We start from the raw sequence: 21815 nt of genomic DNA, 5'->3' as shown, positions 1-21815 counted from the left end.
GATCCAAGTGATGTCCCGCGCGCGTAATACCGGAATATCGGAGGAATTTTTGATGCGCTTTCTTGCCGTCGTTTGCCTGACGCTCCTGGCCATGCCTGCCGCGGCCCTCAATCTTGAGGCCGAGTTTGAAAACATTGATGGCGGGACGCTCAAACTCTCGGATTGGGCGGGGCAGCCCATCCTGGTAGTCAATACCGCCTCGCAATGTGGCTTTACCGGACAGTACGAGGGGCTTCAGGCGCTTCACGATACCTACAGCGATCAAGGTCTCGTGGTTCTAACCGTCCCGTCAGACGACTTTCGCCAGGAACTCGCCACTGACGAACAGGTCAAGGAATTCTGCGAGATCAACTATGGCCTGACCCTTCCGATGACCACGATCACGCCGGTAACGGGACCCAAGGCACACCCGTTTTATGCCTCGGTCGCGCAAGAGGCAGGGTTCTCGCCCAGCTGGAATTTCAACAAGATCCTGATCGCACCGGACGGGACCATGGCCGCGGCCTATGGGTCGACCACCCGACCGCTGTCACGAAAGATAACGCAGGATATTGAGGCTCTTTTGCCAAAATAGAGCCTACCAATCCATCACGACCTTGCCGGAATTGCCCGAAATCATCGCCGCGAATCCGTCCTTGTAATCGTCAATCGAAATGCGGTGCGTGATCAGGCCCGACACATCAAGACCCGACTGAACCAATGCAATCATCTTGTACCAGGTCTCATACATCTCGCGGCCATAGATGCCCTTGATATGCAACATCTTGAAAATCACGCTGTTCCAATCCACCGCAAATTCGGTCGGCGCAATCCCCAATAGCGCAAGCTTGCCGCCGTTGTTCATCCGCGCAATCATCTGTTGCATGGCAGGGGCGGCGCCCGACATTTCAAGGCCCACGTCAAAGCCTTCGGTCATGCCGATGTCGCCCATCACATCGCGAAGCTGTTGGCTTGACACATCAACCACATATTGCACCCCCATCTTGCGGGCCAGATCAAGACGGTAGGGGTTGATATCAGTGATCACAACCTTGCGCGCCCCGACCTTTTGCGCCACCAGTGCGCCCATGATGCCGATCGGCCCCGCGCCGGTGACAAGCACGTCCTCCCCCACAAGGTCAAAGCTAAGCGCGGTATGCACCGCATTCCCCAAGGGATCAAAGATCGCGGCAATCTCGTCGGGGATATCCTCGGGAATCGGCACGACGTTGCTTTCGGGAATTGAAAGATACTCGGCAAACGCCCCCGGCCGGTTCACACCCACTCCCTTTGTATTGCGGCAAAGCTGTCCGCGGCCCGCACGGCAATTACGGCAGATACCACACACGATATGGCCCTCGCCGCTTACCCTCTGACCGATACGGTATTTCTGGGCGGCGGGGCCCATATCGACAATCTCACCGACAAATTCATGCCCGACGACCATGGGCACGGGCACGGTTTTTGCGCTGAATTCGTCCCATTTCCAGATATGCACATCGGTCCCGCAAATCGCGGATTTCCTGACCTTGATAAGCACATCGCTTGCGCCAATCTCCGGCACTGGCACGTATTCCATCCACAGGCCCGGTTCGGCCCGTGATTTCACTAGCGCCTTCATCTCGTTCTTCATTGGATCACCCCCAGCTCGCGCCCCACTTCGGCAAAGGCCGCAATCGCCATGTCCAGCATCTCGCGGGTCAATCCCGCGCTCATCTGCGTGCGAATGCGGTCCTGATCCTTGGGCACCACAGGAAAGGAAAAAGCCGTCACGAACACGCCCCTTTCACCCAGTTTTGCCGCCATATCCTGCGCCAGCTTCGGATCGCGCAGCATGACCGGAATAATGGCATGCTCGCCGGGCAAAAGCTCGAACCCAAGCCCGCCCATCTCCTGGCGAAAATACCCGGCGTTCTCCCAAAGACGTGCCCGGCGCCCGGCGCCGTCCTCCAACATCTCGAACACCTTGAGCGAGGCCCCGGCAATCACCGGCGCCAGGGTGTTCGAAAACAGGTAGGGCCGCGAACGTTGCCGCAGCCAGTCAACCACCCGCGCACTGGCCACGGTATACCCGCCCGACGCGCCGCCAAGCGCCTTGCCAAGCGTCCCGGTCAGAATATCAACCCGATCCATCACACCGAACATCTCGGGCGTTCCTCGCCCGGTCGGCCCGACAAAGCCGGTGGCATGACAGTCATCGACCATGACCATCGCATCATGCCGCTCTGCCAGATCACAGATCTCGTCAAGCCGCGCGTAATAGCCATCCATCGAGAATACCCCGTCGGTGGCAATCAACCGATGCCGCGCGCCCTTCGCCTCTTTGAGGCAACGCTCCAGGTCGCCCATGTCGCTATTGGCATAACGATATCGCTCTGCCTTGCACAGGCGTATACCGTCGATGATACTGGCATGGTTGAGGGCGTCGGAAATAATCGCATCCTCAGGGCCAAGAATAGTCTCGAACAATCCGGCATTTGCGTCGAAACAACTTGGGTACAGGATGCAATCCGCCTTGCCCAAAAAGGCTGCGATACGCGCCTCAAGCGTCTTGTGCTCTTCCTGCGTACCACAGATAAAGCGCACGCTTGCCATGCCAAACCCATAGCGATCAAGCGCATCATGCGCGGCCTTGATGATCTCGGGATTATCAGCCAGACCAAGGTAGTTGTTGGCGCAAAGGTTGATCGCCTCGCGCCCATCGGCAAGCCGGATCTCGCCGGCCTGCATCGAGGCAATCACACGCTCGCGCTTGTAAATCCCCTCATCGCGCAACCCGTCCAGCCGCCCGGCCATATCGTCGTCAAATCGCTTCGATGCGCGCGCCATGTGGATCTCCCAATCTGTTTCACCGTTCCGGAAATACTCCGGGGGGGTCGCCCTTGGGCGACGGGGGCAGCGCCCCCACCTCGCCTTATACAGCGATTCTTGGCCGACCCGAGGCCTCAACCGTGATTTCCGCCTCCAGAAACACCTGCCGCGCTTCGGCCTGCGCCTGTTTGATGTCGCGGCTGGCCGTCACATGGATATCCGCAGCCCCGGCCGCCTCGGCCTCGGCGCGTGCTTCGGCCTCAAGTGCAGATTGAAGCGCCTGCATGGCGGCCTCAGAGGCGGCATAATCCTCGGGCCCGGTTTCAAGGTGCACCCGGTATTTGCCCTCGGCAGGTGACGTCACCGTCCCGCTGCGCCGGATTGTGACCCGACCGACCACAGCCCCAATCGCATTGGCCACACCGGCATGTTCAGGCAGGATCATATGGGTATGTACCCGCTCGCCCACTGCGGGATAATAGCTCGCCGCGGATGCCCCAAGCCCGATCACCGGAACCGCAAGCCCGGTGTTCAAGCGCAAAAGCCCCGTGTGCTGATCCAATCCCTTTTGCATCAGGACATGCGCCGCCAATTGCGCTGACGGCAGGCCGAAATCGGTGTCTTCCTCGGCAAATGCAGTCTCTAACAAGGCCAAACTTGTCTGATGTGTCAGCCGATCCACGATCATCCGTGCCATGTCCTCTGGTGTTTTGGCAAGCGTGTTCCCCGATCCGGTGCGCTTGCGCGCCAGCAATGTCAGCGCCTTTTGCGCGGCCTCCGCATCCCATGCGTCAAGCCTGCCCAAAACGTGACTGGCATCCGAAGGGGTCACCCCCGCGATCTGAACAAGCCCCCGCCGCACAAGGCGCTGCAACGCCTGGCTTTCCATCCGGGTTTTGAGCATGCGACCAACCGGCTGCACCCCGTCGCCGATCCGCGCGAGCAGGTCTGCCTCGCGCTCGGAAAGCCCGCCACCGTCCACTCCGGACACGGCGCGCAGAAACTGTGCGTCATATTCCCCGGGCGCGGTGGCACGCAATTGGTCGTCCAGGACCGAATGCACAATGTCATGCGCCTCGGTGGCAATAAGGCTGATCGGCACCACGCGGCGTGGCCCAAGGGTGACGCCCCCCTCAAGCCCTTCATCGCGCACATGCACTTCGCTGTCGCCGCCAAGACCGAAGGTGCGCATCGCGACCGCCTCGACCATGGTACGCCACGGCCCGACCTGAGCACCCGCAGGATCAATCGCGGGTCGCCCATCGCGCAACACAGCCACATCGGTGGTCGTGCCGCCGATATCCGAGACAAGCGCATGATCCGCCCCGGTCATCCAGCGCGCACCAACGATGCTGGCCGCCGGTCCGCTCAGGATCGTTTCAATCGGGCGTTCACGGGCCTGATCCGCCGAAATAAGCGCACCATCGCCCCGCACCACCATCAAAGGCGCTGAAACACCAAGATCGCGCAGCTTACCCTCGGCCTTGTCGATAAGCCGTGCGATCATCCCGATAAGCCGGGCATTCAATACGGCCGTCAGCGCCCGTTTCGGCCCGTTAAGACGCGCCGAAAGATGATGCGAACACGATACGGGCCGACCTGTCACCTCGCGGATGATCTGCGCGGCAAGCAACTCATGCGCCGGATTCCGGGTGGCGAATTGCGATGCAACGGCAAAGGCTGAAATCCCTTGAACAGTGTCTAACCATGCCGAAAGTGCCTCTTTATCCATTGGCATGGCTTCACCGCCAGCATGATTATGACCACCTGCAATCACCAATGCCGGATCACCGCCAAGTGCCTCGGCAAGGCCATGCGCCGTCAAATCGGCTTCGCGAAACCCGATATAGACAAGGCCCACGCGCCCGCCTTGCCCTTCGACAAGCGCATTGGTTGCCAGTGTGGTCGACAATGAGGCAAGCCCGACTTCACCCGCATCTACACCGCTTTCGCTTAAAACCGCCGCAACCGCGGCGCCAATTCCTACCGCAAGATCATGCCGCGTGGTCAGCGCCTTGGCGCTTGCGATCACCTCGCGCTCGTCCCTGATCAACACCGCATCCGTATAGGTGCCGCCCGTATCCACCCCCAAAAGCAAGGCCATATACCGTTCCTTTTCTGTTTCTATCGGGTTTAACCGGCTTTAAGGCTTATGCCAGCCCGTTTGCGGCATCCGCCAGTCGCTTCACAGCCCAGCGGGCCGCATCCGCGACGGTCGGGTCCGGATCATCGCAAAGGCCCTGCGCCACGGCATGCAACGCGCCATCGCCCGAATTGCCAATGGCATAAAGCACATTTCGCACGAACCTGTCCCGTCCGATCCGCTTGATCGGGCTGCCCGAAAACGTCTTCCGGAATGACGCATCGTCCAGCACCGCCAGGTGGGCAAGCTTGGGCGCCTTCAGATCGTCACGCGCGTGATATTTCACCTCGCGTGCTTCAACCGCAAACTTGTTCCAGGGACAGATCGCCAGACAATCGTCGCAACCATAAATCCGGTTGCCCATGAGCCCACGCAACTCTTCATTCACCGGCCCCTTATGTTCGATCGTCAGGTAGGAAATACAGCGCCGCGCATCCAGCTCATGAGGCGCGGGAAAGGCATTCGTCGGGCACACCTCAAGACAGGCACGACACGATCCGCAATGGTCAATTTCCGCAGGATCAGTCTCTATTTCGAGCGTGGTAAAGATTGATCCGATAAAGAACCAACTGCCCAACTCCCGGCTGACAAGGTTGGTATGCTTGCCCTGCCAGCCAAGCCCTGCCGCCTGCCCAAGCGGCTTTTCGGGCACCGGCGCGGTATCGACAAAGACTTTGACCTCGCCCCCGGCCTCGGCAATCAACCACCGCGCCAGACGCTTTAGGCGTTTCTTGAGCGTATCGTGATAATCCTTGTTTCGGGCATAAACAGAGACTGTTCCGACATCGCCCTGCGCCAGTGTGGCCATCGGGTCATCCTTGGGCGTATAGCTTTCGGCAAGCATGATAACGCTGCGTGCCTCGGGCCAGAGAGCGGCCGGATTGCCACGCCAATTCTGACGCTCCGCAAGCCAGGTCATTTGCCCGTGATAGCCGTTTTGCACAAAGGCGGCCAAGCGATCCGGTACCTGCGGCACATCCCACGGACGGCAAAGCTTGCACGCCTCAAAGCCCTCGGACATGGCCTGCTGAACAAGTCTCTGTTTCAGCGTGATCATGTTTCTTCTTGCCCTAAATATCCCGGGGGAATCGCCCTTTGGGCGATGGGGGCAGCGCCCCCAAATTCAGAAATCCAGATCGGCATAATGCGCGGGCGGCGGAAAGCCCGGCACCTGATCGGCGAGAATGCTGCGAAAGGCCGGACGCGACTTGATCTTGGCGTACCAATCCTTGACGGCCTCGCTTCGGTTCCAATCGACATCACTGATATAATCCAGCGCGCTCAGATGGGCGGCGGCGGCAAAATCGGCCAGCGTCATCACATCCCCGGCCAGCCAGCGGCGATGATCCAGCAGCCAGGCCATATAATCGAGGTGATACTTGATTGCCCGCGCGCCATCCTTGACATTGCGGCTGTCGGGAAAGCCAAGCTTCATCACTTTCTTGTTCACCCGCTCACCGATAAGCTTCGAGGTGACTTCGCTGTGAAACTTGTCATCAAACCAACCGACAATCCGGCGCACTTCGTACCGGGCATCGGTGCCCTTCGGCATCAGACTCGGCTCGGGATACTTTTCTTCCAGATACTCACAGATCGCCGCGCTTTCAGACATGGTCTTGCCGTCGATCCTTAGAACCGGCACCTTGCCGGCCGGATTACGCCGCAGGAAGTCGGCGTCCTGTTCCCAATACCGCTCTTCGACCAGCTCGCATTCAATCTTCTTTTCCGCAAGGCTTAGTCGCACCTTGCGACAATAGGGCGAAAGCGGAACATGAAAAAGCTTGGCCATAGTTCAATTTTACCTTTGGTCCAGATTGTTGACCCTCAATGCCCACATTACACGGGTTTTTCAATCCTCGAAACAGCTGGCGCGGCCATCCCGGCGGATGGTGGCCGCCCCGTCCAGGATGCTGGCGGCCCTTGCGCGGAGGGCCCTGCTCGGGCGGCTGGCGGAGCGTCCCTTTGGATCAGGCAAAAGCGCCGCAAGGCGCGCCGCCTGCACATCGCTCAGGTCACCCGGACCCACGCCGAAATAATGTTGGGCGGCGGCGGCAATCCCGAACACGCCTTCATCGAATTCGGCGACGTTCAGGTAAACCTCAAGAATACGTCGCTTGGGCCAAAACGCCTCGACCAGCGGTGTCATCATCGCCTCAAGCGCCTTGCGCAACCAATTTCGCCCGTGCCAAAGATAGGTGTTCTTGACCACCTGCTGGCTAAGGGTCGAGGCGCCGCGCCCGGAACCTTCGGCAATCGCGGTGCGAATGGCGGCCATGTCAAACCCCCAGTGCTGACAAAAGTTGGCGTCCTCCGCGGCGACAAGCGCGCGCGGCATGATCGGTACAACCTCTTCGATCGGCACCCAGGCATAATCAATCTTGCCAAGCCGCCGCGCCTCTTGGCCCATGTAAAAGGTCGGGGGCGGGGCAATCACGCGATGGGCGGCGATCACGCCGATCACGACAAGCGCGGCAATCAGCGCATAGCGCAGAATCCAGCGCCGCAGCCAGGCCATCGGATTTACCCGCACCCGTTTTGAAGAAGATGATTTGCGCGCCTTTGCCATGGATTAGCTATAGCGCCGCGTGCCGCGATGCAAAACCCGCTTTAGGCCTTGACCGGGGGCGATATCCTGCGCCCCCGGCTGTCTGGGTCATTCTGCCGGTACGGCCTGCTTTTCGGCACCTAGCGGATGGGTCAGCTTGTCGAGCATTTCAATCGGGCAAAGCTGATGGAAATTGGCCTTTTCGACATCCCAGTATTGCAGGATATCCTGTGCCTTGCGGCTTCCGGTTTCCTCGACATGCCGCTCGATCAGGCCCTTAAGCTCGGCCTCCCAATGTGGCTCTGTTACGGCGCAAGTGACCAGTGTTTCGAGATTGAGCAGGTTCTCGGAACGACCGTCTGGATCGTAAAGATAGGCCATGCCCCCGGTCATGCCGGCACCAAAGTTGGCGCCGATGCTGCCAAGGATCACCGCGACGCCGCCGGTCATGTATTCACAGCCGTTGCTGCCACACCCCTCGATCACCACCTTGGCGCCACTGTTGCGCACGGCAAAGCGTTCGCCCGCACGTCCGGCAGCAAAAAGATAGCCGTCGGTCGCCCCGTAAAGCACGGTATTGCCGATGATCGTATTATCGGCGGCGACAAGCGGGCTCGACATCGGCGGGCGCACAACGACGGTGCCCCCCGACAGGCCCTTGCCGACATAGTCGTTGGCATCGCCCGATACTTCGATCTTAAGGCCCGGCGCCGCAAAGGCACCAAGCGATTGCCCGGCACTTCCGGTTAGCTTGACCGTCAGGTGGTCGGGCTGAAGGCTGTTGCGCATACCGAACTTGCGCACGATATGGCTTGAGATCCGGGTGCCGACGGTGCGGTCGGTGTTTTGCACCGCATAATGAAGCTGCATCTTTTCGCCGTCGTTCAGGAACCGCTGTGCATCGTTCACAATCTCGGCGTCAAGCGTATCGGGCACCTCGTTGCGCGGACGGTTGCGATCATACCGCTGATCCTTGGCACCATCGACGGTGATCAGCATCGGGTTAAGATCAAGATCGTCCAGATGCGCCGACCCACGGCTGACCTGTGTCAACAGATCGGCGCGGCCAATCACATCGTCCAAGCTGCGCGCGCCGATGCTTGCCAGCAATTCACGCACCTCTTGCGCATAAAAGGTGATCAGGTTCACGACCTTTTCGGCATTGCCGGTGAACTTGGCACGAAGCGCCTCATCCTGGGTACAGACGCCGACCGGGCAGGTGTTGCTCTGGCACTGGCGCACCATGATACAGCCCATCGCGATCAATGCGGCGGTACCGATGCCGTATTCCTCGGCACCCATCATCGCGGCCATGACAATATCACGCCCGGTGCGAAGACCACCATCGGTACGCAAGGTGATGCGGGTGCGCAGGTTGTTCATCGACAGAACCTGATGCGCCTCGGTAAGACCCATTTCCCACGGCAGGCCGGCATATTTGATTGAGGTGGCCGGGCTTGCCCCGGTGCCACCGTTATGACCCGAAATCAGGATCACGTCGGCCTTGGCCTTGGCCACACCCGCAGCAATCGTGCCAACGCCCGACTGCGCCACAAGCTTGACCGTGACCTTGACGGTCGGGTTGATCTGCTTGAGGTCATAGATCAGCTGCGCCAGGTCCTCGATCGAATAGATGTCGTGGTGCGGCGGCGGGGAAATAAGCGTGACGCCCTTGGTCGAATGGCGCAGGCGCGCGATCAGATCGGTCACCTTCATGCCGGGCAACTGGCCGCCCTCGCCGGGCTTGGCACCCTGCGCAACCTTGATCTCAAGCTCTTCACAGTGGTTGAGATATTCCGCCGTAACACCAAACCGGCCAGAGGCGACCTGTTTGATCTTGGCCGACGGGTTGTCGCCATTGGCCTCGGGGGTGAAATGCGCCGGATCCTCGCCGCCCTCACCACTGTCAGAGCGCGCACCGATCCGGTTCATCGCCACGTTAAGCGTCTTGTGCGCCTCGGGGCTAAGCGCGCCAAGCGACATGCCCGGCGTGACAAAGCGTTTACGGATCGCCGTGACGCTTTCGACCTCTTCAATCGGAATCGCGGTGCCCAACGGCTTGATCGCCATCAGGTCGCGCAGATGGATCGGCGGATTGGCCTGCATCGCCGCAGAATACCGTTTCCACATCTCATAGCTGGCCTTGTTACAGGCGACCTGAAGCATGTGCATGCTCTGCGCGCCCCAGGCATGGGTTTCACCCGATTTGCGCGCCTTGTAAAATCCGCCAATCGGCAGAATATCCTGCCCGCCGCGATAGGCGCGGGCGTGCACTTCTTCAAGCTTGGCTTGAACGCCACTGACGCCAATGCCGGAAATCCGGCTGGTGAGCCCCGGAAAATACTCGGCGCACATGGCACGGCTAAGGCCGACCGCCTCAAAGTTGAGACCGCCGCGATAGCTTGAGATAACCGAGATGCCCATTTTCGACATGATCTTGAGCAGCCCCTGATCAATCGCCGCGCGATAGCGGGCCACTGCCTCGGTCAGGGTGCCGTCGATCAGGCCACGTTCGATCCGGTCGGCGATGCTGTCTTCGGCGAGATAGGCGTTGACCACGGTCGCGCCTGCGCCAATCAGCACCGCAAAGTAATGCGGATCAATACATTCGGCCGCGCGCACGTTCAACGAACAGAACGTTCTCAGGCCCTTGCGTGTCAGGTGGCTGTGTACGGCACTCGTGGCCAGGATCATCGGCATGCCGACGCGATCTTCGCCTTGGTTCTGATCGGTCAGGATCAGGTGGCCAGAGCCGCTTCTGACGGCGTCTTCAGCCTCGGCACGGATACGTTCCAGACCCTTTTGCAGGGCGTTTCTGCCCGGCGCAAAGCTACAGTCGATCTCGGTCACATCGGCGTTGAACTGGCGGATCATCTCAAGCCATTGGGCATTGCCGACAAACGGGCTTTCCAGCACGAGAATTTCTGTCTGCGCGCTCGATTCATCGAGCACGTTCTTGAGATTTCCGAACCGCGTCTTAAGGCTCATGACCCGGAATTCGCGCAGGCTGTCGATCGGCGGGTTGGTCACCTGGCTAAAGTTCTGGCGGAAATAGTGACTAAGCGGGCGGTATTGCTTGGAGAGAACCGCACTTGGCGTGTCGTCGCCCATGCTGGCGATGGCCTCTTTGCCATCCTCGGCCATCGGCGCAAGGATTTGTTCAAGCTCTTCGATGCTATAACCCGCCGCGATCTGACGACGGCGCAGGTCCGCGCCGGTGAAAATCGGTGCTTCGCTAACGACGGCAAGCTTTTCGTCCAGCTCGTTGATCTTGCCGACCCATTCACCGAACGGCTGGGCATTGGCAAGCTTATCCTTCACCTCGGAATCGTGGTAAAGTTTGCCTTCGGCCATATCCACGGCCAGCATCTGACCCGGCCCAAGCGCGCCTTTTTCCTTTACGTTCGATTCGTCAATCGGCACCATTCCGGCTTCGGAGCCCGCAATCACAAGCCCGTCACCCGTCACGACATAGCGCATCGGACGCAGGCCGTTGCGATCAAGCCCGGCGCAAACCCAACGTCCATCGGTCATCGCAAGCGCGGCCGGGCCGTCCCAGGGTTCCATCACCGAGTTGCAATAGGAATACATATCGCGCCATGCGGCGGGCAGGTCTTCGGCCTGTTTCGACCAGGATTCTGGCACCAGCATGGTTTTCGCCATCGGCGCGTTGCGCCCGGCGCGCACCAGAACCTCGAACACCGCGTCAAGGGCGGCACTGTCGCTTGATCCTTGCGGGATGATCGGCTTGATATCTTCGGCCAGATCGCCAAACGCGCCGCTCGCCATGCGGATTTCGTGGCTTTTCATCCAGTTCACATTGCCCTTGAGCGTGTTGATCTCGCCGTTATGGGCCAGCATGCGGAACGGCTGTGCCAGCCACCACTGCGGGAATGTGTTGGTCGAATAGCGCTGATGATAGATGGCGAAGGCGGATTTGAAGCGTTCGTCCATCAGGTCGGGATAGAACACGGCGACCTGCTCGGCCAGCATCATACCTTTGTAGATGATGCTGCGGCAGGACAGGCTTGCGATATAAAGCCCGTTGATCGCGGCCTCGTTCGCGGCTTTCTCGATCCGGCGGCGGATCACGTAAAGCTCGCGCTCGAAGGTTTCCTCGTCGATGTCCTTGGCGTTGGAGATCAGGATCTGTTCGATCTCGGGGCGCGTGACATTCGCCTTTTCCCCAAGGCAGGTCACATCGACCGGGACATGACGCCAGCCATAGATCATGTGCCCCATGCGAAGCACTTCGGTTTCCACGATCGTGCGGCACGCCTCTTGCGCGCCAAAATTGGTGCGCGGCAGGAACACCTGACCCACGGCAACAAGCCGGTTTTGCGCGGGTTCGTGACCGGTGCGGCGGATCTGATCGTAAAAGAACGGCACCGGAATTTGCAGGTGAATGCCCGCGCCATCGCCGGTCTTGCCGTCGGCATCGACCGCACCGCGGTGCCAGATCGCCTTGAGCGCATCAATGCCGGCCTGCACGACGCGGCGGCTTGGCTTGCCATCAATCGACACAACAAGGCCGACGCCACAGGAGGAATGCTCTTCTTCTTCGGCATACATGCCATTCTCGGCGAGCCACTTGCGCTTGGCCTCTTCTTTGACGGCCCAGTCAGAATCGAACTTTGTCATTTGTCTTTACCCTTCGTTTACCCGGTGGGTCAGGGATATTTCCCTGTTTCAGGTGTCATGCGCGGTATGACCCGCCCTACAATTCTATTCGGCCGCGACGGCCTGTGCTGCGTTCAGGTAATTGAGGATCGCCGCGGCGGAATCGCGCCCGTCGCGGATCGCCCAGACCACAAGGCTTGCGCCGCGCACGATATCGCCAACGGCAAAAACCCCGTCCATCGCGGTTTGTCCGCTGGTAAACTCGGCCTTGATCGTACCCCAACGGGTCACTTCAAGCTCTTTCTGATTCCACAGTGCCGGAAGATCCTCGGGCTCGAACCCAAGCGCCTTGATCACAAGATCGGCCGGTTCGTCATGTTCGGCGCCTTCAATCGGCTCGGGGCTTTGACGGCCGGTCGCATCGGGCGCGCCAAGACGCATCTTTTGCACCTTTACAGAGGTCACCGGATCACCGGCAAAGCCCTTGGGGGCGCTGAGCCATTCAAATTTCACGCCTTCTTCCTCGGCGTTCTGAACCTCGCGCTGGCTTCCTGGCATATTCTCGCGGTCGCGGCGATACAGGCAGGTCACCGATGTCGCGCCCTGACGGATGGCGGTGCGCACGCAATCCATCGCGGTATCGCCACCGCCGACCACGACAACGCGCTTTCCTTCGGCGTTCAGCTCGCCACTTTCAAATTCCGGAACAGTGTCACCAAAGCAGGTCCGGTTGCTGGCGGTCAGATAATCAATCGCCCGCACGATGCCTTTCGCACCGGCACCCGGCCCTTGCAGGTCACGCGATTTGTAAACGCCGGTCGCGATCATGACCGCATCATGTTTGCCGCGGATCTCGTCAAACGTGATGTCCTTGCCCACTTCGCAATTCAGCACGAAGGTCACGCCGCCTTTTTCAAGCTGCTCTACCCGGCGCATGACCACGTCTTTTTCAAGCTTGAAGCCCGGAATGCCATAAGTAAGCAAGCCGCCGCCGCGGTCATAACGATCATAAACCGTCACCTGAACCCCGGCGCGCCGCAATACATCCGCCGCTGCAAGGCCACCGGGACCGGCGCCGATGATGCCAACGGAATCGCTGCGTTCATGGGTCGGTTTGATGGTTTCAACCCAGCCTTCCTGCCATGCGGTGTCGGTAATGTATTTCTCGACTGCGCCGATGGTGACCGTGCCATGGCCGGATTGTTCAATCACGCAATTGCCTTCGCAAAGACGGTCCTGCGGGCAGATGCGGCCGCAAATCTCCGGAAAGGTATTGGTCTGCTGGCTGATTTCATAGGCCTCTTTAAGCCGCCCTTCGGCAGTCAGGCGGAGCCAGTCGGGAATGTTGTTATGCAACGGGCAATGGCTCTGGCAATAGGGCACGCCACATTGGCTGCACCGGCTTGCCTGTTCCTTGGCCTTGGCATCGGCAAACTCTGCATAAATTTCATGGAAATCCTCGCGCCGATTCTCGGCACGCCGTTTCTCGGGCATATCCCGATCCACGCTTATGAATTTCAGCATTGGTTGCTTGGCCACGGCACATTCTCCCGACTCTGGTTGTGCGGCGGGTTTATAATAATGGGTCGCCAATTAAAAGTCAGAAAGAGTTACCTATTGTGAAAATAATTGCGGGAGGAATTCGACGGATGTCGTCAAATTCCCGATTTTTGTGTCCGAATCGGACCTAGATTGAACTTTGCCTTTGAAAGGCAGTGGTTTATACGAAAGGAAAAAAGTCGAGCAGGACATCGCCAATGGCGCTATTTCATATCTTCCTTGTCGCCATTGTTCAGGGGATCACCGAATTTTTGCCGATCTCATCCTCGGGACACCTGATTCTATTACCCAAGCTGACCGGGCTTGCGGATCAGGGACAGATGATCGACGTAGCCGTGCATGTCGGCACCCTTCTGGCAGTCATGATCTATTTCTGGGCCGATCTGCGCGACGCGATCATCGGCCTTCCGCGCCTGATCAGCGGGCGCGCGGATACCCCCGGCGCGCGGCTTGCACTTCTTCTTCTGGTTGCCTCGGTTCCGGTGATTGCCTTCGGTCTCTTGCTTCAGCTGACCGGACTTGAAGAGCAAATGCGCTCGATCACGGTGATCGGCTGGACCACGCTTGTCTTTGGGCTGTTGCTCTATTGGTCGGACCAGACCGGCGACAGCGTCAAGACCGCCAAAGACTGGAACATACAGGACGCCATGATGATCGGGGTCTGGCAGGCAATCGCCCTTATTCCCGGCACATCACGCTCTGGCATTACCATCACCGGTGCACGGTTTCTTGGCTACGCGCGCCACGACGCCGCCAGGGTATCGATGCTGATGTCGGTACCCACGATCTTTGCCAGCGGCCTGTTTCTGGGCGGCGAGGTGGTCTTGACTGCCAATATGGGCCTGTTGCGCGACGGGGTGATCGCGGCGCTGCTTGCCTTTGTCGCAGCACTTATCGCGCTTAGCCTGATGATGCGGCTTTTGCGCAGCGTCAGCTTCACGCCCTACGTGATTTACCGGATTTTCCTGGGGCTATCCCTTTTGGGATTCGCCTACCTCTGATCGCTCAATGCGCACGCAGGTTCTTGGCTGATTCCTTGATCGCCTCGTATTGACCGGCAGGGCGGAACCGCCACAGGTAATCCGGCAAGACCGACTCGACAGCGACAGGGGAGATGCCGAGATCGGCAAAGCCACTGGCACCATCGCCCACGACATTATCCGACCGCAGGCTTTTGACCTGATCCTTGGTGATCTGCGCAGGCACGATCCCAAGAGAAGCCGTTTGGATGAGTTCCATCACCCAGGCCATACCCGAGGCGATGCCAAAGGGGATGTTCACGATCAGGCGGCGGCGACGGATCACCGACAGCATCTGTTGCATCAGCTTGCGAAAGCTGGCCACTTCGGGGCCGCCAAGTTCGTAAATGCCGGGCTTGGCCTCGCCCGTCGCACCCATGACCGCTACCTTGGCAACATCGTCCACATAGACCGGCTGAAACCTGGTGTCGGCGCCGACCACGGGAAGCATCGGGCCAAACCGCGTCATCCCGGCGAAGCGGTTGAAAAACTTGTCTTCGGGTCCGAAGATAACCGAAGGGCGCAGGATCACGGCCGTCGGGAAATGCTCGATCACACCAGCCTCGCCCTGGGCTTTGCTCCGGGCATAGGCGCTCTCGGCATTGATATCGGCACCGATGGCGGAAATCTGGACAAGATGATCGACACCCTCTTCAGCAGCGATGCGGGCAATACGTGTGGCCCCCTCATTCTGAATCGCCTGAAAGCTGTTGCGCCCCTTGCGATCGAAGGTGCCAACGCAATTGATCACGGCATCGGCGCCCGCAAGCACGGCGCGAACACTGGCGTCATCGCGGATGTTGCAGAAAACCGGTTCGACCTGACCAACGGCGCCATAAGGCTTGACGTGCATCGCCTCGTTGGGGCGACGCACAGCGACCCGCACCCGCCATCCGGCCTTGGCCATGCGTCGCGCAATATAGCGCCCGACAAATCCTGATCCGCCGTAGATGGTTACAAGCTTTGACATGGAAGGCCTCCGGGCTATGCTCTTTTGCTGACTTTCCTACCGCCCCCAAGCGGTTTCGACAAGGCAATACGGCAATATATGAGTTAACTGTGAAATCGGCGTTGACACTGCTTTTGTCGGGGGATAAACGCCTGCTTCACGACACCTGCCCAGGTGGCGGAATGGTAGACGCGCTAGCTTCAGGTGCTAGTACTCGCAAGGGTGTGGAGGTTCGAGTCCTCTCCTGGGCACCATATCGGCCACTTGAGGGCCTTGTTTTTCAAGTATATCAGGCACTTCGCGCCCATCCCGAGACACAAATCGGGACACATATGGGACACTTGCGATGGTGATGATGATGAAACTCGAATACGTTGATGTACTCTCCGGGGGTCGCAAACGATTCCGGCGGCGATATCCCAAGGCTGTTGCTCAGGTTCTCGCTGAGGAGTTCTTTCAGGTGTCCATGGCGGCGCGTGGGTTTGAAGTGGTTCCACCATTTCGGACAGTTTTGCAGCGTTTCTAAGGTGTATCGGGTTTAGGTTTTACTTCGTTGCCCTTCGGGTCATGCTGCTTTTTGTTCTTCGCGATCGTCCCAGTATGCCTCGTCCGGCGTTCGCCGATCAAGCGCGGAATGGGGCGGTTGGTGTTGTAGAACGCCATCCAGTATTTGACGACCTTGCGAGCCTGGAAGCCGTCATTGATCTCTTCGAGATAGATCGCTTCCTGCTTCAGGCTGCGCCACAGCCGTTCGATGAAAATGTTATCGAGCTAGCGACCCCGGCCGTCCATCGAGATGCGCACGCCAGCCTCGGTCAGCGTTGTGATCCAAGCCGATCCCGTGAACTGCGACCCTTGATCTGTATTCATGATCTCCGGCGGGCCGTGTTTGGCGATGGCTTCGTTCAGGGCATCGACGCAGAAGTCGGCGTGCATCGTGTTCGACAGCCGCCAGCTCCGCACCCTGCGCGTGGCCCAATCCATGATGGCTACCAGATAGAGGAAGCCGTTCTTGACCGGCACGAACGTGATATCGGCACACCAGACCTGATTGGGGCGGTCGATCTGCATCTTTCTCAGCAAATACGGGAAGACCGGATGCTGGGGATGCGGCTGGCTGGTTCGGGGGCGTTTGTAGATTGCCTCCAAACCCATCTTCGTCATCAACCGCCTTACACGATGCCGTCCTATGACGACCCCTTCCCAACGCAGATAGGCTGCGATCTGGCGGCTGCCGAAGAACGGATATTTGGTGAACACCCGATCGATCTCTTTCATCATCGCCAGCGTGCCTGCGTCGATCCCGACGGGCGTGTAATAGAACACAGACCGGCTGAGCCGCACCAGCTTGCGCTGCTGGCTGATACTGAGGTGCGGATGGTCCCGATTAATCATCGCGCGTTTCTTCTCGGGGCTCATCGCTTCAGCCCTTCCGACAAAAAATCATTCTCGACCGCCAGCCTCCCAATCTTGGCGTGCAGTTCCTTGACCTCCGCCTCGGTCGGGCCCTCAGATTTGCCTCCACGCGAAAACACGTCGGCCATCCCCTCGACCCCTGTCGTTTCCATGTGCTGACCTGGTTCGGATGCACCTGATGCTTCGCCGCGATCACTTGCACGGCCTTGTCGCCACGCAGCGTTTCCAACGCCACCTTGGCCTTAAACTGGTCTGTAAAGTTCTGGCGCTTCGCCTTTCTCGTATCCCTTCAAAGGTTTGGGATACACCTTAGCCGACTGTCCGGTTTTCTGGGACCACTTCAACAGAATAAGCTTTACTCAACAAATCAAGGCCTCCATAACGGCTAGGTCACCACCGGTAGGGCCGTAGCGGACTTGCTTATCTTCTAGAAAGACTTAGAAGCGGCATTAATGATGGAGCGAGGTGCCGATAGCTTTGGCTGGAAACGAAAGAATTCTGGTTGGTGTTGTGGGCGTAGGTGGTTTCGCAAAGGAAATCATGCCCCTAGCCCGGCACAGTTCGGAAGCTCTAAAATCTATTTCAGAAAGCGTCGAGCTGGTATTTGTAGATCGTGACCAGTCGGACGCTGTTGTTAACGGACACCGTGTCTTGTCTGAAGACGAGTTTTTTGCAGATTCTGCATCGAAAAAGTTCTTCAATGTCGGAATAGGTGATTCAAAGATCAGGCAGAGAATCTCGGAAAAGTTTCTGGCAAAGCGTGTAGAGCCATTGGATTTTAGGGCAAAAAGTGCCGTTACCTATGACGCGGTAGATATTGGAGAGGGCGCTGTTCTCTGTGACAACAGTATCGCTACTTCGAATTGCCGAATAGGTCGTTTTTTTCATCTAAACATAAATGCTTACGTTGCCCATGACTGTGAAATTGGTGATTTTGTCACGTTTGCGCCATCGGTATGCTGTAACGGTTTTGTTTCGATCGGAGATCATAGCTATATTGGGACCGGTGCTGTGTTGCGACACGGGAAACGTGGGCAACCGCTCGTGATTGGAGAGGGTGCCGTTGTCGGTATGGGAGCGGTCGTAACCAAAGATATCCCACCATATACGACCGTGATCGGAAATCCCGCGCGTCCGATGGTCACAAATTAGAATCCGTGCGTGGATAATTAGGGAAATCACTTGCTAATGCGTATATTTCGCCGAAAGACGGTCGCAACCAAGTTCGGCATCGAAGCCGAAAATAAACAATTTCTACTTGGTCAAATCGCAGTGCGCCAAGTCGCGCAGGTAGATTCTGTAACGTCTTTGGCCGACGTCGAGTTTTCTGTATTCTCGCAGTGGGGCGAAGACGGAATTTTAGAGTGGCTGATTTCCAAGCTTGGTTGCATCCCCCCAACTTTCATCGAATTCGGAGTCGAGGATTATCGGGAGAGTAATACACGGTTTCTTTTAAAGAACAGAAACTGGAGAGGGCTTGTATTAGACGGCTCGGAAGAAATGGTTGCAACGATTACGAATGATTCCATAAGCTGGCGTCACGATTTGACAGCCGTCGCTGCATTCATCACACGAAGCAACATCGAAGACTTGATCGCTTCCGCAGGATTTGGCGGTGAGATTGGAGTTCTCAGCATCGATATCGATGGCAATGACTATTGGGTTTGGGATGCGATCAAAAATGTCACTCCTCATATTGTAGTCGTGGAATACAATAGCAACTTCGGAGACATGGTGCCGCTCACAATCCCCTATAGAGATGACTTTGTGAGAACATTGGCACACTTTTCCAATCTTTATTATGGCGCATCCTACAAGGCACTCGAGATGCTGGGTAAATCAAAGGGGTACGTACTTTTGGGAAGCAATCGAACGGGAAGTAACCTCTTCTTCGTTCGAGAAGATCGGGCTGGGGAAATTATTGATACAATTGGAGAAACGAAAGCTTTTCCGTGTCATGTGCGTGAAGCACGAGACAAGCAGGGAAATTTGACTCTGTTGGGTGGGCTTGGGCGGACGGAACTGATCGCTAGTTGCGAGGTTGTAAACGTGTTGACCGGCCACACTGGAGCATTGAGCGGTTTTGGACCTCTTTTCAGCGATGGATGGAAGAGGGCGTTCGGAGTGGGAGTTTAAAGTAATGACCAAATCTATCCCAATCTACGTTCCCGATATCGGTCCAGAGGAACGAGAAAACGTCCTTAAGTGCCTTGATTCTACTTGGATATCGTCCAAGGGTGAATTTATTCTCCGTTTTGAAGATGCATTCGCTGAATACATAGGCGCCGAACACGCGACCGCTGTGTGTAACGGTACCGTCGCACTGCACTTGGCCTTAGCCGCCCTTGGTATTGGACCTGGTGACGAGGTTTTGGTGCCAACCCTCACCTATATCGCCTCAGCAAACGCCGTTACTTACACCGGTGCGAAACCCGTGTTTTGCGATTGCGAACCTGATACCTGGCAACTTTCTGTAGAAGATGCACGCAGCAAGATCAGCTCGAGAACGAAGGCTATTATGCCGGTTCACCTATATGGTGGCGCATGTGACATGACCGGAATTTTAGCTTTGTCCGAAGAGCACAGTTTGTTCGTTATCGAAGATTGCGCAGAGGCAATCGGCACGTTGCACAAGGGGCAGCATGTTGGCACGTTCGGTGATGTAGCGACTTTCAGTTTTTTCGGGAACAAAACCATCACGACTGGCGAAGGTGGAATGCTAATTGCAAAGAGTAAGTCCGTCTTTGAGAAAGCCGTTCGTATGAAAGGCCAAGGGCTCGCGGAAGGCCGCGAGTACTGGCATGATGTGATCGGCTTTAATTACCGAATGACCAATATCTGTGCTGCAATAGGACTGGCCCAACTTTCCAAGGTAGATCAATATCTCTACCGAAAACGTCAAATTGCCGAGCTTTACCGCAATCAGCTTGAAGGTTCGTCGTGGATTTTTCAGGCCACGAATAACGACACTGATCATAGCCATTGGATTGTTTCACTACTGGCCCAAGAAGCAGCGAACCGGGATGGCTTAAGGTCGGTATTGAAGCAACATATGATTGAAACACGTCCGCTCTTTTTCCCGCTTCACACCATGCCCATGTATAGTGGCCAATGCCAGGCGCTTCCCATCGCTGAAGGAGTAGCCGCTCGTGGAATTAGCCTTCCCAGTTGGCCGGGATTATCCGACTTAGACGTCACCCGTATTTGCGACTTAGTTAAAAGCTTTCATGAAAAGTAGAGCAATTTATGCAGAAGCGAGCAAATAAAAAAATCAAAAAGATCGGTATATTGGCCGGGGATTTTTCCGACCTGTCGGGTGCTACGGATTTCATCGTGGCCTTTGTCGACGCTCTAGTGAGAACTTCTGAGGGTCGGGAAGTCGTTGTTATTATGCGTACGAAGCGACGGCAAAATGCGTTCAACCGATTAAGAGCGCGGTATATGCCTCAAGGTTCCGATGAAGATTGGCGAGGCGGTCTGAAGCGTCTTAAAGACGCGGGTCTTCCCGAAGTTCCCATTCTCGTTTGCTATCGTAAGGATGCTGCGATCGCAAGACTATGCAAGCAACATTCAATCGAAGTCGTGGGGCCTTTTACACGACCGCCGCAGTCTCCCTTAGGCATCCCATGGTTTGGATATCACTATGATTTTCAACATAAGCATTTGCCAGATAATTTCACAGCTAAAGCGAGAGAAGGCCGGGATCGGAGAATTCTGCGACTTTTGTCGCGTGCAGATACAATTTTTGTAAACGCAAAGGCGGTGAGGGAAGATGCGCAAGAATTCTTCCCAGGTAAGGAGGAAAAAATCACGCCATTGAGCTTTTCGGCTTCTGCCAAGTTGGAATGGTTTAGAACCGACATTAAAGTAGCTCAGAAAAAATATGGCTTAGCCCCAAAGTACTTTTTGATCTCCAATCAGTTCTGGATTCACAAAAATCACGAAATTGCAATCGAAGCTTTTGCAAATGTGAATCGCGATTACCCCGATTTGGAACTCGTTTTGACCGGTAGCACGAACGATGATCGGGTTCCGGATCGATTGGGAACATTGAAAAACTTTATATCAAGTCACGGTGTAGAAAAATCTGTTCGAATTTTGGGCCTAATCCCTAAACTTGATCAGATAGCGATAATGAGAGGAGCAATTTCAGTTGTTCAGCCTACTTCTTTTGAGGGAGGCCCCGGTGGAGGAAGCGTTTTCGATGCAATTTCCTTAGGTGTTCAAACGATTGTTTCCGACATTCCTGTTAATCGGGAAATATCGAGCTTGGTGACGCAGTTCTTTGAGCTGAACAATTACGAGGATTTAGCACGCGCCATGCGAATAGCGCTAGCTTCTGAGCCAAAACCAATGGATGTCGATGTTTTGATTTCCGAGGGTAACGCAAGGCGCGAAGTAATGGGTAATGAAATTTGGAGTGCTGTTGAGCACGGTCAGATCAAGTTGGGTTGAAGTCAATTGTGAGCTGCGGTTTACCCCTGCGAAATTACCAAGGGTAATTCATCCGATTGATTTTAAAGGTTGATAGTGTCAATGCAGACGTACCTATGAAACCCAATTGTCGTTGATGTTGTTCTCAGAACACCCATAGGTGGTACTGACGCCCTCTCGATCATTAATCGATGTGTGGTAGGGTCCCAAAACTCACATCCCATACGGCCCTAGCAACCACACGGGGATTCAGCGAGTCTCTCAGGGACTCTCTGGTGGGGCCGTGGGACAGAACACGCCTGTTGACGGTGAGTCCAGGCTGCTGATACCCCCTTATTT

General features: G+C 56.9%; 15 protein-coding genes, 1 tRNA gene and 1 pseudogene. 7 read left to right on the top strand and 10 right to left on the bottom strand.

The annotated features are described in order from the left end of the window. Nucleotides 1-52 precede the first annotated feature (52 nt). Nucleotides 53-574, top strand: coding sequence for a glutathione peroxidase (locus QZ522_RS07275; protein ID WP_294609144.1), 522 nt, complete (start codon nt 53-55; stop codon nt 572-574). Between the two features lie 3 nt (nt 575-577). Here QZ522_RS07275 and tdh read toward each other — a convergent pair whose 3' ends face one another. From tdh to QZ522_RS07235, 8 genes are all read right to left on the bottom strand, one after another. Next, nucleotides 578-1600 carry an L-threonine 3-dehydrogenase gene (gene tdh, locus QZ522_RS07270; protein WP_294609163.1) on the bottom strand — a complete coding sequence of 341 codons (1023 nt, stop codon included), beginning with the start codon at nt 1598-1600 and terminating at the stop codon, nt 578-580. An 8-nt stretch (nt 1601-1608) separates the two neighbouring features. Beyond that, nucleotides 1609-2808, bottom strand: coding sequence for a glycine C-acetyltransferase (locus QZ522_RS07265; protein ID WP_294609142.1), 1200 nt, complete (start codon nt 2806-2808; stop codon nt 1609-1611). Between the two features lie 85 nt (nt 2809-2893). Next, nucleotides 2894-4894, bottom strand: a complete 2001-nt coding sequence (locus tag QZ522_RS07260) for a hydantoinase/oxoprolinase family protein (protein WP_294609139.1) — start codon at nt 4892-4894, stop codon at nt 2894-2896. Nucleotides 4895-4940: 46 nt separating this feature from the next. Continuing rightward, nucleotides 4941-5990 (bottom strand): tRNA epoxyqueuosine(34) reductase QueG, encoded by a 1050-nt coding sequence (gene queG, locus QZ522_RS07255; protein ID WP_294609137.1) that lies wholly within the window; start codon nt 5988-5990, stop codon nt 4941-4943. A gap of 66 nt (nt 5991-6056) precedes the next feature. Continuing rightward, entirely contained in the window at nt 6057-6722 is a 666-nt protein-coding gene (locus tag QZ522_RS07250) for a glutathione S-transferase family protein (RefSeq protein WP_294609135.1), read from the bottom strand. A 60-nt stretch (nt 6723-6782) separates the two neighbouring features. Then, complete coding sequence (gene mtgA / locus QZ522_RS07245; protein WP_294609134.1) at nt 6783-7499, bottom strand: monofunctional biosynthetic peptidoglycan transglycosylase; 717 nt, start codon at nt 7497-7499, stop codon at nt 6783-6785. An 87-nt stretch (nt 7500-7586) separates the two neighbouring features. After that, nucleotides 7587-12119 (bottom strand): glutamate synthase large subunit, encoded by a 4533-nt coding sequence (gene gltB / locus QZ522_RS07240; RefSeq protein ID WP_294609133.1) that lies wholly within the window; start codon nt 12117-12119, stop codon nt 7587-7589. Nucleotides 12120-12203: 84 nt separating this feature from the next. After that, nucleotides 12204-13637 carry an NAD(P)-dependent oxidoreductase gene (locus QZ522_RS07235; RefSeq protein ID WP_294609131.1) on the bottom strand — a complete coding sequence of 478 codons (1434 nt, stop codon included), beginning with the start codon at nt 13635-13637 and terminating at the stop codon, nt 12204-12206. Between the two features lie 218 nt (nt 13638-13855). Between QZ522_RS07235 and QZ522_RS07230 the strand changes: the two genes are divergently transcribed. Next, complete coding sequence (locus QZ522_RS07230; RefSeq protein ID WP_294609129.1) at nt 13856-14659, top strand: undecaprenyl-diphosphate phosphatase; 804 nt, start codon at nt 13856-13858, stop codon at nt 14657-14659. Nucleotides 14660-14663: 4 nt separating this feature from the next. On the opposite strand, the gene QZ522_RS07225 is transcribed toward QZ522_RS07230, so the two are convergent. Next, entirely contained in the window at nt 14664-15647 is a 984-nt protein-coding gene (locus QZ522_RS07225) for a complex I NDUFA9 subunit family protein (protein WP_294609127.1), read from the bottom strand. A 147-nt stretch (nt 15648-15794) separates the two neighbouring features. On the opposite strand from QZ522_RS07225, the gene QZ522_RS07220 reads away from it, so the two are divergent. Beyond that, nucleotides 15795-15880: transfer RNA gene (locus tag QZ522_RS07220), tRNA-Leu, on the top strand. Between the two features lie 311 nt (nt 15881-16191). On the opposite strand, the pseudogene QZ522_RS07215 reads toward QZ522_RS07220, so the two are convergent. Then, a pseudogene (locus tag QZ522_RS07215) lies at nt 16192-17313 on the bottom strand (IS3 family transposase); the annotation flags it as partial. Nucleotides 17314-17519: 206 nt separating this feature from the next. Here QZ522_RS07215 and QZ522_RS07210 point away from each other — a divergent pair. From QZ522_RS07210 to QZ522_RS07195, 4 genes are read left to right on the top strand one after another with little or no spacing between them, the layout of a single operon-like run. Further along, nucleotides 17520-18194, top strand: a complete 675-nt coding sequence (locus QZ522_RS07210) for an acetyltransferase (RefSeq protein ID WP_294609125.1) — start codon at nt 17520-17522, stop codon at nt 18192-18194. Nucleotides 18195-18230: 36 nt separating this feature from the next. After that, a complete protein-coding gene (locus QZ522_RS07205; protein ID WP_294609123.1) occupies nt 18231-19178 on the top strand; it encodes a hypothetical protein in 948 nt (315 codons plus the stop codon). Between the two features lie 4 nt (nt 19179-19182). Next, on the top strand, nt 19183-20280 hold the full coding sequence (locus QZ522_RS07200; protein WP_294609121.1) for a DegT/DnrJ/EryC1/StrS family aminotransferase: 1098 nt from the start codon (nt 19183-19185) through the stop codon (nt 20278-20280). An 8-nt stretch (nt 20281-20288) separates the two neighbouring features. Further along, nucleotides 20289-21497 (top strand): glycosyltransferase, encoded by a 1209-nt coding sequence (locus tag QZ522_RS07195; protein WP_294609119.1) that lies wholly within the window; start codon nt 20289-20291, stop codon nt 21495-21497. Nucleotides 21498-21815 lie beyond the last annotated feature (318 nt).

The organism is uncultured Roseovarius sp., assembly GCF_913054395.1.
In the GTDB taxonomy this organism is placed as follows: domain Bacteria; phylum Pseudomonadota; class Alphaproteobacteria; order Rhodobacterales; family Rhodobacteraceae; genus Roseovarius.
The sequence above is the reverse complement of the archived record's forward strand: the minus strand, read 5'-3'. Positions and strand labels throughout refer to the sequence as shown.